The sequence below is a fragment of the Sphingomonas sp. CFBP 8765 genome (assembly GCF_014841445.1).
In the GTDB taxonomy this organism is placed as follows: Bacteria; Pseudomonadota; Alphaproteobacteria; order Sphingomonadales; family Sphingomonadaceae; genus Sphingomonas; species Sphingomonas aerolata.
Genome location: NZ_JACYTY010000005.1, coordinates 56,102 through 70,504 on the forward strand (window position 1 = coordinate 56,102; position 14,403 = coordinate 70,504).

The 14,403-nt window shown below is 68.0% G+C and carries 7 protein-coding genes; 6 read left to right on the forward strand and 1 reads right to left on the reverse strand.

What is annotated here, in order from left to right:
* Window positions 1-62: 62 nt before the first annotated feature.
* Window positions 63-3,116, reverse strand: a complete 3,054-nt coding sequence (locus IFT87_RS13600) for a TonB-dependent receptor plug domain-containing protein (protein WP_192008923.1) — start codon at window positions 3,114-3,116, stop codon at window positions 63-65.
* Between the two features lie 337 nt (window positions 3,117-3,453).
* Here IFT87_RS13600 and IFT87_RS13605 point away from each other — a divergent pair, with 337 nt between their 5' ends.
* The 6 genes from IFT87_RS13605 to addA are packed head-to-tail and all read left to right on the forward strand — an operon-like array spanning window position 3,454 to window position 14,374.
* The gene (locus IFT87_RS13605; protein ID WP_107045841.1) at window positions 3,454-5,814 is read left to right on the forward strand and encodes a PAS domain-containing sensor histidine kinase; all 2,361 of its coding nucleotides are present in this window, start codon (window positions 3,454-3,456) and stop codon (window positions 5,812-5,814) included.
* 43 nt (window positions 5,815-5,857) lie between these two features.
* Window positions 5,858-6,307, forward strand: coding sequence for a tRNA (adenosine(37)-N6)-threonylcarbamoyltransferase complex ATPase subunit type 1 TsaE (tsaE, locus tag IFT87_RS13610; protein WP_052148991.1), 450 nt, complete (start codon window positions 5,858-5,860; stop codon window positions 6,305-6,307).
* On the forward strand, window positions 6,304-7,272 hold the full coding sequence (locus tag IFT87_RS13615; RefSeq protein ID WP_031439048.1) for an aminoglycoside phosphotransferase family protein: 969 nt from the start codon (window positions 6,304-6,306) through the stop codon (window positions 7,270-7,272). The genes tsaE and IFT87_RS13615 overlap by 4 nt, the downstream gene beginning before the upstream one ends.
* Entirely contained in the window at window positions 7,269-8,024 is a 756-nt protein-coding gene (locus IFT87_RS13620; RefSeq protein WP_031439047.1) for a nucleotidyltransferase family protein, read from the forward strand. The genes IFT87_RS13615 and IFT87_RS13620 overlap by 4 nt, the downstream gene beginning before the upstream one ends.
* A complete protein-coding gene (addB, locus tag IFT87_RS13625) occupies window positions 8,017-10,959 on the forward strand; it encodes a double-strand break repair protein AddB (protein ID WP_192008925.1) in 2,943 nt (980 codons plus the stop codon). The genes IFT87_RS13620 and addB overlap by 8 nt, the downstream gene beginning before the upstream one ends.
* Entirely contained in the window at window positions 10,946-14,374 is a 3,429-nt protein-coding gene (addA, locus tag IFT87_RS13630; protein WP_192191126.1) for a double-strand break repair helicase AddA, read from the forward strand. Before addB ends, addA begins: the two co-directional genes overlap by 14 nt.
* Window positions 14,375-14,403: the final 29 nt, after the last annotated feature.

Below are 14,403 nucleotides of genomic sequence, written 5' to 3' on the forward strand. Positions count from 1 at the left end.
CGCTCGGACAAAAAAGGGGAGCCGTTGCCGGCTCCCCTCCTGAGGTACGATGTGTCCGGGGATCAGAAGTTGATCCGGACACCTGCATAATAGCGGCGGCCGAGCGGATCATAAGTGCCCGCATCGGTATCCTGGCCGGCCGACGCGCCGATATCGGCGAGATAGGGCGGCTTGTTATTGAGCAGGTTCGACCCGCCGACGTAGAATTCGAAGCCGTCGTTCGTCTGGAAACGGATCTGCGAGTCCAGGTAGAATTGCGGACGGACGCGGTACAGCGGATTGGTACCCGGGCGGGCGCCGGTCAACTGGTCGTCGAGGCTTGCCTGGCTCATCCAGGTGCCCGTCGTCGTAAAGCCGACACCATCGATGTCATAGGACAGGTTCGTCGTAAACCGGTCGCGCGACGCACCGATCTCACCCGCGAAATAGTCACGATCCGCATCGGGCAGGGGCACCGTGTAGCCCGAGATCAGATGCGTGTATGAGCCTCGCAGACCAAGTGTGCCGGCGAGACCGATATCGGCGAGATCCTGGCGATAGGTGATGACCGTATCGATGCCCCGGGTCTTGACGCCACCGCTGTTGAGGAAGCTGGTCGTCAGCTGGTCGAGCGACCCGGCGCTGTTCGGCCCGAGCGCGGCCGCACGGCGCGTGATCTGGCTGCAATAATCCGAATTGCCCTGCTGGTAGCACTGGTTGACGATGTATTGCAGCGGCGTCTGGACGATCGCATCCTTGATCCGGATGTTGAAGTAATCGACCGTGACGACGAGGTTGCGCAGCGCTCGGACCGAACGCGGGTTGATCACCACGCCCGCGGTGAAGGAATCGCCCTTCTCTTCTTGGAGGTTGCGATTGCCCGCCTCGAAGCTGGTGACGCCCTGGATATCGGCCTGGTTCGCGGCGAACGCGCCGCCGTTCGCCGCGATGTTGGCGAGCACGCCGGACGCGGCACGGCAGGTCGTGCCGAGCGTTCCGGCCGTCGCCGCGGTCACGCCGATGCAGGGATCGTTGACGCTTGGGAAATTCTGCTGCGGAGCCTGGAACAGCTCGTTGATGTTCGGCGCACGCACCGACCGCGCCTGCATCACGCGGAAGCGGATATCCTCGACCGGTGCCCATTCGCCGCCGAAATTGTAGCTGTAGGTGGTGCCGACGGTCGAATAATCGGACACGCGGATCGCGCCGCGGACGCTCAGCGACTGGAAGAACGGCTTGTCCTGGATGATCGGTGCGACGACCTCGCCGAACCCTTCCCAGAGATGGAAACGTCCCGCGGTCGATGGCAGCGCGTTGTTGCCGTTCAGGCCCTGCTGGGTGAGCAGATCGAAGTCGTTGCGGCTGCTCTCGCGGCGGTATTCGGTACCGACGCTGAAGCCGATCGGGTCGGCGCCGAACAGCGAGAAGAGCTTGCCCGATACGTTGCCGCCGGCAACGGTCTGCGTGACCTTCGTGCTGAGCGTGGTCGGCACGGCGAGATAGCCGGCCGCCGGTGCGAGCGCGCCCGCGCCGTAGATGTTGGCGGGAACGCAGCCTGCTGCGCGCGCGGTCGGATCGGCGCACACGATCTGCCCCGTTGCTGGGTCGCGATAAGAATTTAGCGCCTGGAAGAAGTTAGCGGTATTAAATTGGCCGGTTCCGACCTGGTCTTCTTTGGTCTGGCCATAGATCCCATAAACTTCATAGTTAAAGCGGTCTTCGAGGAACTTGCCGTTTGCGCCGCCCGCGATGCGGAACAGGTCACGGCTGGACCGGATCGTCCGGGGTCCGAAATCGGCGAGACGGCGATCAAAATAGATGTCCCGCAGTCCATCATTGTCGGTGTCCGTCGCAGCATTGAAGATCGCGTCTGGCACATAGGGGTTGCGATAGGTTACGCCGCCGACGACCGTCTGGATCGGGATCTGGCCCGAATTGCGTGGGTTGCTGAAGGTCGAATCGAGGGGGAACGCCTCGATCACGGTGCTGACCTTGGTCTTGGCATAATTGCCCTCGACGAACAGGTTGAGTGCAGGCGACACCTCGTAATTTGCGCGGCCGGCGGCAACGTAGCGCTCGACGGGAACGGCGAGATAACGGAAGTCGGACCGGTTGAAGCCGTCCGGGCCCGCGGCCGTACCATCGGCATTGACGCAGCCCCCCGTGCCGTTGGCGGACGCGCAATCGCGCAGCGCGCCATCCTGACCATAGGTGAAGGTGCTGTCGCCGGCATAATAGCGACCCTGCGGCGCAAACCCCGAAAGATACGGCCGCTGCGGCGTAAACAGCTCGGCATCGTTGCCTGTTAGATAGCCGCGGCTTGTCGAATCGACGGCGCTTGAACCCGCCTCGGTGAAACGGTCGCGCTTCAGCACTGTACCCTGCTTCGAATAGCCACCGAACAGCATGATGTTGCCGCGATCGTCAGCGAAGTTCTTCCCGACGAGGGCATTGACCTGACGGTCGAAGCCGTCGCCATATTGCGACATGCCGACTTGGCCGTCGAGCTGGATGCCGTCGAACTTCGTCTTGTAGATCATGTTGACGACGCCCGCGACCGCGTCGGACCCGTAGACGGCCGATGCGCCGCCGGTCAGGATGTCGACGTTCTCGAGGAACTGCGTCGGAATCACGTTGAGATCGACCGCGCTGCTGCCCGGAAGGCCCGAGACGAAGCGGCGGCCGTTGACGAGGACCAGCGTGCGGTCCTCGCCAAGGTTGCGCAGATTGACCGTCGCTACGCCCGCGCCCTGCGTCGCGAAGCTCGAATTGGTGCGGCTGACGCCCGGCGTACCGAATGCCGGATTCTGGAGCAGGACGTCCTGTACGTTGATCGCGCCGGCCTGCTGGATCTGCGCGATGCCGACGCTCTGGAGCGGCGAGGCGGCGGTGGCCGACGGCGATGCGATGCGCGAGCCGGTCACGACGATCTCGCCTGCCGGCGCTTCTGTAGCACCCTGCGGGTTCTGATCCGTCGCGGTCTGGGTCGGGGTCGCTGGCTCCAAAGCCTCTGCCTGAGCGGCTGCCTCGGGCGTGGCCGCAGGCGTTGCCGGAGCGGTTTGTGCGGCAGCGGGGAGCGTGGAAACCGCAACGAGGAGGCTCGTGGCGAGCAGACTGCGACGATAGGCTTGGGTCATTTAATACTCTCGACTGAAACATTCCGACGAAGGGGCAAAGCCGCTGACCTTCGTCGATGCGCCGCCGTTAGGCCGCGCGGCGCGGCCCGATCCACTCGATTGAGACGAATAGGATCGTTTTTTTACAATGTGTTTCATCCTTGCAACAGTCTGGAGGGATTGGGTTTCCAGCGCCTCGGGCTGACGCGCCGGAGCCGCCAAGCGTGCAGGTGAGGCACCCGATCAGCCGCATGCGATTTCCCGATCGCCGTCTTCCCCCGGGGGGCGCTGTTGGCGTAGACGGAGCCATGGCGGTTACCGTGTTTCCCGATCTCGTTGCGAAGAGTGTCTCCGGGACATGACGGTCCCCGGAACATGGGCGACCGTTCTGGCCGGCGTTGCGACGCTGCTGCTGCTCGGGCTTGGCGGGCTGCTGCTGTTCCTGGGATTGCGCGCGCGCGCCGGCGTCGCGACGACCCTCGCTGAGAATGCGACGATGCGCGCGTTGCTCGATGGGTCGCCGGCCGTCGCGACGGTCGTCCGCTCGGATGGACGAGTGGAGATGCCGCAGCGGATGGCGGACTGGCTGGGTATTCCGGCGCCACGCTATCTGATGGATCTGGCGGGTGAGGAATCCGGGCTCTCACCCGAGGATGCTGCCGCGCTGACCGCTGATGTGACCGCTGCACAGCGTTCGGGCCGGCCCTTCGTCCGTGCCGTCCGCCCCGTCGGTTCGACGCGGGCCATCACGCTGCGCGGCGCGCGTGCGCCTGGTGCGATGGGGGCAACTGGCAGCATCCTGATCTGGGCGTTCGATGCAACGGACAGCGAATCCGAGATCAAGCGCCTCGGCACTGAGACGGCGCGGCTTGGTGCCGCCTATGAGGCGCTGACCGGGCTGATCGAAGCGGCGCCGCTGCCGATGTGGTACCGGGCGCGCGATCTCAGGCTGTCGATGGTCAATTCCGCCTATGTCGCGGCCGTCGAGGGCCAGGATGCGCAGGACGTGGTCGCGCGCGGCCTCGAACTCGTCGAGGGATCGGGGCGCGGCGGGCCGCTGGCGGGTGCCGCCGCCGCGCGCGAGCAGGGGCGGCCGCACCAGCAGGTCCTGCCCGCGACGATCGACGGGGCCCGTCGGTCGCTCCAGATCTATGACGTGCCGCTGCCGACCGGCGGGGTGGCGGGCTTTGCGATCGACATCGAGGATCTCGAGCAGGCGCGCTCGGGCGCCAAGCGCTTTGCCGAGGCGCAGCGGGCGATGCTCGACCGGTTGTCGGCGGGGGTCGCGCAGTTCGGTGGCGACCGCGGCCTGGTCTTCTGCAACCAGCCGTTCCGGCGCATGTTCGCGATGCGGGCGGAGTGGCTCGCCGACCGTCCCGAATTCGACCGCGTGCTCGAACGGATGCGCGAAGCGGACAGGCTCCCGGAGGTCCGCGACTTTCCGGCATGGAAGGCCGAGCGTCGCGCATGGTTCATGCAGACCGGGACCATGCCGAACGGCGGCGCGAGCGAGGAGATCTGGCACCTGCGCGGCGGTACGCATTTGCGCGTTGTCGCCCAGCCCTTGCCCGATGGCGGGCTGTTGCTGATCTTCGAGGACCGCACCGAGCATGTCCAGCTCGCCAGCGCGCGCGACACGCTGCTGCGCGTCCGTACCGCCACCTTCGACAACCTGTTCGAGGCGCTCGGCGTGTTCGCCGCCGACGGCCGGCTGCAATTGTGGAATAACCGATTCAGGGTGCTGTGGGGCCTCGAAGAGGAATTCCTTGCGGGTCATCCGCGTGTCGACGTCTTTGCCGATGCGGCCGCGGGCAAGTTGATGACGCCCAACCGGTCGGCGCTGATCCCCGATCTCGTGCGATCGGCGACCGCCGGACGGCAGCAGCGCGGGGGCCGCGTGGCCTTTGCCGACGGCCGGCATTTCGAATTCGCGGGCGTCCCGCTGCCCGACGGCAACGCGCTGTTCACGATGCTCGACATCACCGACAGCCGGCGTGCGGAGCAGGCCTTGCGCGAACGCGCGAACGCGCTCGAGGCGGCGGACAAGGTGAAGACGGCGTTCGTCGCGAACATGAGCTATGAGCTCAAGACGCCGCTGACGTCGATCAGTGGTTTCGCCGAGATGCTGCACGGTGGCTATGCCGGGCCGATGAGCGAACAGGCCGGGGGGTATCTCGAGGCCATTCTCGAATCGGTCGAGCGGCTCGGGCTGCTGGTCGACGACGTGCTCGACCTGACCCGGACCGAGAGCGAGAGCACCGAGATGGTGCGCACCGATGTCGAGCTGGCGGTGGTCGCCCGCGCCGCGGCAGGCTCGATCCAGGCGACCGCGCGGCGTCGCAAGCTGGACTTCGCGATCGAGATCGGGCGCTCGACCGGGCGTATCTGCGGCGATCCCAAGCGACTGCGTGAGATCGTCGAGCATCTGCTGCGTCACGCGGTCGCCGGTACGCCCGAGGGGGGGCGGATTCTCCTGCACGCCGACGGCAATGCAACGCATGCGCGGATCGTCGTGTCGGATGACGGCGCGGGGATGAGCGCGGAAGGCGTCGCGCATGCGTTTGACCGGTTCGCCGAATCCAAGACGATCGGCGATCGTGCGCTGGGGCTCGGCCTGCCGCTCGCCAAGCAGTTCGTCGAGGCGCATAACGGCACGATCGATCTCGTATCCGAACCCGGAAACGGCACGCTGATCACGGTCGAACTACCGCGGAGATGATCATCGCTTTGAAGGGACACGCACGCTGCCCGGGTTCGGTCGCATGACCGTGCTGCGGTTAGAGGATCCCGCCGCGACCGAGGCGTTCGGCGCGAAACTGGCAGCGCACGTCAAGGCGGGTGACGTGATTGCGCTGACGGGGACGCTCGGCGCGGGGAAGACGAGCCTGGCACGCGGGCTGCTGGCCGCGCTCGGTCTGGTCGGCGAGGCGCCATCGCCGAGTTTCGCGATCGTCCAGCCCTATGCACCACCCGAGGTGCGTCTGCCGGTGCTCCACGTCGATCTGTACCGGATCGACGATCCGGACGAGATCGTCGAGCTCGCGCTTGACGACGCGCGTTATGATTCCGTTCTGATCGTCGAATGGCCAGAGCGGGCGGGGCCGGACTATTGGCCGGACGCGCTTCGGCTCGACCTCACGATCGAACCGGACGGCACGCGCGGCTTGACAGCCGGAGTGCCGGAGGGTTGGACGCGGCGATGGCCGATATGACACCCCCGGCGGGCGCCGCCGCATTTCTCGACGCGCATGGCTGGGCGGGGGCGACGCTCCTGCCGGTTGCGGGGGATGCCTCGTTCCGTCGCTATTTCCGCGTCGTCGCCGGGACACGCCACGCGATCCTGATGGACGCGCCGCCGCCACATGAAGACCCGCGCCCGTTCATCGCGGTCGCACAGTGGCTGGTCGAGCGGACGTTCCGGGCGCCTGCGATCCTCGCGAGCGACCTGACGCAGGGGCTCGTGCTGATCGAGGATTTCGGCGATGATCGGTTGCGCGAGGCGATCGACGCATCGTCCGACAAGGGCATGGCGCTCTACGCGCCCGCGATCGACCTGCTCGGCCGTCTTCACTCGCACCCGGCCGGACCATTCGCACCCTATGATCGTGCCGTCCTGGCGCGCGAGGCCGCGCTGTTCGTCGACTGGTATTGCCCGGCCCTCGGGATCGTCCCGGACCGGGCGGGCTGGGATGCGGCATGGGACGCCGTGTTCGATCACGGGATCGCGACCGACCCCGTCACCGTCCTGCGCGATTATCATGCGGAGAACCTGATGCTGCTCGCGCCGGACGGAGCGCTCGGCCTGCTCGACTTCCAGGATGCGCTCGCCGGGCACCCGGCCTATGACCTCGTGTCGCTGTTGCAGGATGCCCGCCGCGACGTCGATCCGGTGGTCGAGGCAGCGATGCTCGCGCGCTACCGCGAAGCGACGGGCGTCGGTGACGAGTTTCTCGACGCCTATCACGTGCTCGGCGCGCAGCGGAACGCCAAGATCCTCGGCATCTTCACGCGGCTGTGGAAGCGCGACGGCAAGCTGCGCTACCCGACCTTGTGTCCCCGGGTCTGGACGTATCTCGAGCGTGACCTGGCCCAGCCGGTGATGGCACCGGTCGCGGCCTGGTTCGATGCCAATGTGCCGGCAGCATTGCGCGGCGACCCGCTGGCGTTGGCGGCATGAGCGGCCAGCGGATGATCCGTCCGATCCCGCGCGGGACGGTGCCCGAGACGGCGATGGTGATGGCGGCCGGGCTCGGCAAACGGATGCGGCCGTTGACCGCGACGCGCCCCAAGCCGCTGGTCGAAGTGGCCGGCAAGGCGCTGATCGACCATGTCTTCGATCGGCTGCAGCGTGCCGGGATCGCCCGCGCGGTGGTCAATGTTCACTATCTGGCGGATACGTTGCAGGCGCATGTCACCGATCGTTACCCCGATATCGAGGTCGTGATTTCGGACGAGCGTCGCCGGTTGATGGAGACGGGCGGCGGGCTGGTTCAGGCACGTACCCTGCTCGGCGATGCGCCGGTTCTGGTGGTCAACAGCGACAATCTCTGGATTGACGGACCGGTCGACGCGATCCGCCTGCTTGCGTCGCGCTGGGACGATGCGACGATGGATGCGCTGCTGCTGATGGTTCCGCTCGCCCGCGCGCACAATCATGGCGGTCCCGGCGACTTCCATCTGGCAGCGGACGGGCGGATCACCGGACGACGCAAGCCGGGGCGGGTCGCACCCTTCGCCTTTACGGGCATCCAGATTCTCCACCCGCGCGTCATCGCGGATTGGCCCGAGGGACCGTTTTCGACGAACCTGTTCTGGGACCGTGCGATCGCCGCGGGTCGTGCATTTGGCCAGGTCCATCAGGGCCTGTGGTTCGACGTTGGCACGCCCGGCGCAATTCCGAAGACCGAGGCGATCCTGGCCGGTGGCTGAACGGACGGGGCCAACCCTCTACACCATCCCCGCCCATCGCGCCTTTGCCGACGCGCTGGTCGCGGGTTTGCTCCGGCGGGCAGGGCAGGATCCGCTGGCGCTCGCCCGCGCGCTGATCCTGTTGCCGAACAACCGCGCGATCCGGGCGGTGACCGATGCGTTCGTGCGGGCGAGCGGCGGGGGGCTGGTGTTGCCGCGGATGATCGCGCTGGGCGACACTGGGCTGGGCGAAGCGGTCGGCGCGGCGCTCGATCCTGCGGACGATGTCGATCCGCCGCTGCCAGCAGTGCCGCCCTATCAGCGGCGGATGATCCTTGCGCGGCTGGTGTCGGAAGAACGCCGGCGTGGGGGGCATCCGATCGATGCGGCCGAGGCGGTCCGACTTGCCGGCGAACTCGCCAAGACGCTCGACCAGCTGCTCGTCGAGGAGGTCGCGCCGACGCGCCTGCACGAGATCGAACTCGGTCCCGAACTGACCGAACACTGGCAGCGCGCATTGTCGACGTTCGACGTCGTGTTGCAGCGATGGCCGGGCGAGCTGGCCCGCCTGGGGCGGATCGACGCGGCGACTCGGCGCGCCGCGCTGCTCGACAGATTGGTGGTGCGGTGGCGTGCGACGCCGCCGGCCGGGCTGGTCTGCGCTGCGGGCGTCACCGACTCCGCGCCGTCGGTCGCGCGCGCCCTGCGTTGCGTCGCAGACCTGCCAGGCGGCATGGTAGTGTTCGCGGATCTCGATCTGCACCTGCCCGACGAGGAGTGGGATGCGCTGGGACCCCACCCGCGAAACCCGGATACCGGGCTGACGCGGCGGTCGATCGAAACGCATCCGCAATTTCATTTAAAGCTCCTGCTCGAACGCATGGGCGTCGGGCGCGCCGAGGTTGCGACCTGGCGCGAGGGCGGTGGCCATGACGCCGACACGACCCGAAGCCGCGCTATCGCCAATGCACTGGCCCCCGCCGACTTCACGGGAAAGTGGACCCGGCTGGGGGCAGAGGATCGCCGCCTGAAGGGGGTGACGGTCGCCGAACTGGCAACGCCCGCCGAAGAGGCGCAGGCGATCGCGCTGGCCTTGCGCGGCGTGCTGGAGGAGCCGGGACGGACAGCCGCGCTCGTTACGCCCGATCGCGCTCTGGCGCGGCGTGTCGCGGCGCATCTTGGGCGCTGGCAGATCCTGATCGACGACAGCGCGGGCCGGCCCTTGTCGATCCTCCCGCCCGGGACCCTCATCCTCGCGCTGGTCGAGGCTGCGGCACAGCGTTTCGCGCCGCTCGCGTTGCTGGCGTTGCTGAAGCACCCGCTGGTCCGCAGTGGCGATACCCGGCTGGCGTGGCTCGACGGCGTTCGCGCGCTCGATCGCGCGTTGCGCGGACCGCGGCCCGCCGCGGGGCTCGATGCTGTCGATGCGCATCTGCGTGCCGGAACGGCGAAGCGCTGGTGGCCCGAGGCGCAAGCGCTGCTCACGCCGATCGCCACGGTTTTCGAACGCGGCGCCCAGCCGCTCGGCCCGTTGCTGGCGATCGTTCGCGAGACGGCCGCGGCGCTGTGCGGCGATGAACTCTGGGCCGGCCCCGCAGGGCGTGCCGCAGCGCAATGCCTTGCGGATCTCGAAATCGAAGCCGATGCTGGTCCGCCACTCGTCGATCCGGGCGAACTTGCGCAGCTCTTGCGGAACTTGCTCGACGAGGTTGCGGTGCGGCCATTGCAGGGCGCGCATCCGCGTCTGGCGATCTACGGCCTGCTCGAGGCGCGATTGCAGACCGCAGACCTGATGGTTCTGGGCGGGCTGAACGAAGGCATGTGGCCGGGTCGTCCCGCGCCAGATCCGTGGCTCGCGCCGCGGATACGCGCCGAGCTAGGGCTGCCGGGCCTCGAGCGGCAGGTAGGGACGTCGGCGCATGATTTCGCTCAGGCGCTCGGCGCGCCGCGGGCGATCGTCACACGTGCGCGCCGCGACGCCAAATCGCCGGCGTTGGCGTCGCGACTTTGGCTGCGGTTGCAGGCACTTGCGGGGGACAGGTTCGAGCGCGCCGAGGCGCTGGAGGCGTGGACACGCGATCTCGACGATCCGCGGGCGCACCGGCCCTCCGACCGTCCGGCACCGTCGCCGATCGCCGCGCTGCGGCCAAGGCTGATTTCGGTGACCGAGGTCGACCGGTTGAAGGCCGACCCCTATGCCTTCTACGCGCGCCGGGTGCTCGGACTGATGCCGCTCGACCCGGTCGATGCGGATCCGAGCGCGGCGTGGCGCGGCACCGCGGTCCACGACATTCTCGAACAATGGTGGAAGCACGACGCCTGCGCGATCGATGCATTGCGGCCGCGGGCCGAGGCGATGCTGCGCGACGAGCGGACACACCCGATGATGCGCGCGCTCTGGCAGCCGCGGCTGCTCGAGGCGATCGACTGGATCGCGGGTACGATCGCGGCGCAGGCCGTCGATGGCCGGGTCGTCGCCAGCGCGGAAGGCAAGGGCGAGATCGCGATTGCGGGGGTGACGCTGCGCGGACGGTACGACCGTGTCGACCGGCTGCCCGGCGGCGAGCTGGCGATCATCGACTACAAGACCGGCAAGCCGCCCTCGGCGACCGCGGTGCGCGCCGGCTATAGCCTGCAGCTGGGGTTGCTGGGGCTGATCGCCGAGCGCGGCGGGTTTGCCGATGTCGCGGGCAAGGCGGGTGCGTTCGAATATTGGTCGCTTGGCAAGAAGCGCGATGCGTTTGGCTATGTCGAGAGTCCGGTCGATCCCGAGGGCAAACGCGACAAGATCCCGACCGCAGAATTCACCGCGACGGCGGCGCACAATTTCACCGAGGTCGCGGGAAACTGGCTGACCGGCAGCGCCGCCTTCACCGCCAAGCTCGTGCCGGAATACGCCCCCTATGCCGAGTATGACCAGCTGATGCGCCGCGATGAATGGTATGGTCGTGAATAGCGGCGAGCTTCGCACATTGCCCCGTCTCAAGGGCGCGCAGGCGGCGGCGAGTGACCCCAGCGCTCATGTCTGGCTGTCCGCATCGGCGGGAACCGGCAAGACCCAGGTCCTCGCGGCGCGCGTCTTTCGGCTCTTGCTGCGCGGTGTCGATCCGGGCGCGATCCTGTGCCTGACCTTCACCAAGGCGGGCGCCGCCGAAATGGCACAGCGGATCAACGGGCGTCTTGCCGCATGGGTGCGGATGCCCGGTCCCGCGCTGGGTGCCGATCTGATCGCCCTGGGGGAGGTCCCGGACCAGGCGTTGCAGGATCGTGCACGGACGCTGTTTGCCAAGGTGCTCGACGCGCCGGGGGGCGGGCTGCGGATCCAGACGATCCACGGTTTCTGTCAGGGCCTGCTGGCGGCGTTTCCGGTCGAAGCTGGGCTGACCCCCGGTTTTCGCCCCTTGGAGGCGCGCGAGGAAGCCGGGCTTGCACGCGAGGCGCTGGCGGGGATGCTCGCGGACGCCGAGCGTGAGGGGCGGGAACGTCCCGTCGAGATCGTCGGTCGCTTGTCGCTGCGGATGGGGGAGGGCGGTGCCGAGGGGTTCCTGATGGCCTGCGCCCGCGCGTTGCCCGCGCTCGAGGCGTTGCCGTCGGGTATCCGGCCCTGGTTGCGTCGGACGCTCGAACTACCCGCGGGCGATATCGACGAGGCGGTCGCGGACTGGTGCGAGGCGCTGGATATCGACGCCATCACGCGGATCGGCGCAGCCAACCGGGCGTGGGGAACCGCGACAGGGCTGAAGCAGGCGGCGGTGGTCGAGACGTGGCTCGCGTCGCCGGACCGTGCGGCAATGCTCCCCGATCTCGCAGGCGTCGTGCTGACGGCCAAGGGCGAGCCGCGCAAGGCACAGAAGAAGCTGATCGATCTCGAACCTGACTATGAGATCCTGGCACAGGATGTCGGCGCGGCCTGTGCGGATATTGCATCGATGATCCAGCGCGTGGCCTATGCCGATCTTCTCGCCGACGGGCTGGAGGTCGGGCGCGACTATGCGCGTGCCTATGCACTCGCGAAACGGCGTGTCGGCGGGGTCGATTTCGACGATCTGATCGCGACGACCGTGGCGTTGCTCGACCAGCCCGGCATCGGCGAATGGGTCCGCTACAAGCTCGATCAGGCGACCGAGCATGTCCTGATCGACGAGGCGCAGGACACCAATGCCGACCAGTGGCGGATCGTGCGGGCGCTGGCCGACGAATTCTTTGTCGGGCGCGGCATCTATGCCCCTTCGACGCGCACGCTGTTCACGGTCGGCGACTGGAAGCAGGCGATCTTCGGCTTCCAGGGAACCGACCCGTTCAACTTCGCCGCCGCAGAGCTGCATTTCGGGCGGCGCGCGCTCGAGGTTGCGGGTGACGACGAATGGCCGGAGGCGGAGCGGGGCCTGCCGCTTGAGCGGCTGTCGCTGACACACTCCTTCCGGTCGACCCGGCCGATCCTCGCGTTCGTCGATGCCGCAGTCGCTGCGGCGGGCGAGCCGGGGCTTGGCGCGATCGGCGAGCTCGAGGTCCATGCCAGCGAGGTCAAGGGCCCGGGCAGCGTGACGCTATGGCCACCGGTCATCGCAGGGGGAAGCGAGGACGACGAGGAGGGCTGGGTCGAGGATGCGGTCCGCAAGCTTGCGGGCGATATCGCCAAGGCGGTCCGACGCTGGCTCGCGCCCGACGGGCTGATGCTCGAGAGCAAGGGGCGACGGCTGCGCCCTGAGGATGTGATGATCCTCGTGAAGCGGCGCGGCGACCTCGCGTCGCTGATCGTCGCGCGGCTCTATGCCGAGGGCGTGCCCGTCGCGGGCGTCGATCGGCTGCGTCTGAACGCGCCGCTCGCGGTCCAGGATCTTCTCGCGACGATCCGCTTCGTGTTGCAGCCGGAAGACGATCTGAGCCTGGCATCGCTGCTCGTCTCGCCGCTGATCGGCTGGACGCAGGACGAACTGATGGCGGCGGCGCCACGTGAGGCCGGCCCGTTGTGGCGGCATCTTCAGCGGACGCAGTCCGCCGAGCGCCTCGCGCCGCTGCTCGCGATGCTCGCACGTGCGGACATCGCAACGCCATATCAGTTTCTGGAGGAGCTCCTGTCCGGGCCGCTCGACGGACGGCGCAAGCTGATCCTGCGACTGGGGACCGAAGCGCGCGATCCGATCGAGGAACTGCTCAACGCTGCACTGACGTTCGAGAGCAATACGACACCGTCGCTGCAGCGCTTCCTCGACTGGTTCGATCGCGGCGATGTCGACATCGTCCGCGATCCGTCGGCGCCGCTCGATGCGGTGCGCGTGATGACCGCGCACGGCGCCAAGGGCCTGCAGGCACCCTTGGTCATCCTCGCCGATGCGACCGCCGACCCCGCCGCCGCACCGCGATCGATCCTGAAATGGACTCCCGAGGACATGGTCGCCCCGTTGCCGGTGTTCCGTCCGCGCAGCAGCGAGCGGGGTGGCCCCCTCGATGCGGTGGTGACGGCAGCCGAGCGGCGCGAACTGGAGGAGCATTGGCGGCTGTTCTATGTCGCGGCGACCCGCGCCGAGGAACGTCTGGTCATCGCGGGCGCGCTCGGTACGCGGGCGCAGGGCGTTGCGCCGGTGACGAGCTGGTATGGCGCTGCGGATCGTGCACTGACGGCGTTGGGCGTGCCGGACGCGGAGGGCGAGCGGGTCTTCGTCGGCGACGGGACGGAGTCTCCGGTACCGGTCAAGCCCGCTGCTAACGACGCGGCCGTGCCGTCCCAGACGATACCCAACTGGGCCCGGCACGCGGCACCGAAGGAATCACGACCGTCGCGCCCGTTGTCACCGTCCGCGCTCGGCGAGGATGCGGTGTCCGACCCGCCGCCGACTCCGGAGATGCGGCTTGCGGCCGAACGCGGCGCGTTGATCCACAAGCTGCTCGAGCGCCTTCCCGCTGTCGACGGCGGTTCGCGGGCGGCGGCGGCGGATCGCTGGCTCGGCCAGGCCGGTGGCGTTCTCGATCCCGCCGCGCGAGCGGAAATCGCAGCAAGCGCGATCGGCGTGATCGAGGATCCGCGCTTCGCAGACCTGTTCGGTATCGACTCGCTTGCCGAAGCGCCGATCGCGGCCACGCTGGCGGACGGCATCGTGGTGTCTGGAACGGTCGACCGGCTGCTGATCGGCGCGGAGACCATCCGGGTGATCGACTTCAAGACCGGGCGGCGTGCGCCGCGCGGGCTCGACGAGGTGCCGGACTATCATCTCAAGCAGATGGCGGCCTATGCGGCGGCGTTGCGGGTGATCTTTCCGGGGCGGACGATCGAGGCGGCGTTGCTGTACACCGCGGCACCCCGATTGATCGAGATATCAGCCGATATGCTCGACAGGCACAAGCCGCGCTATGCGATGACGGAGCAAAGCTAGGCTGTCGACGGTTGAGACGCGTGCAGCCG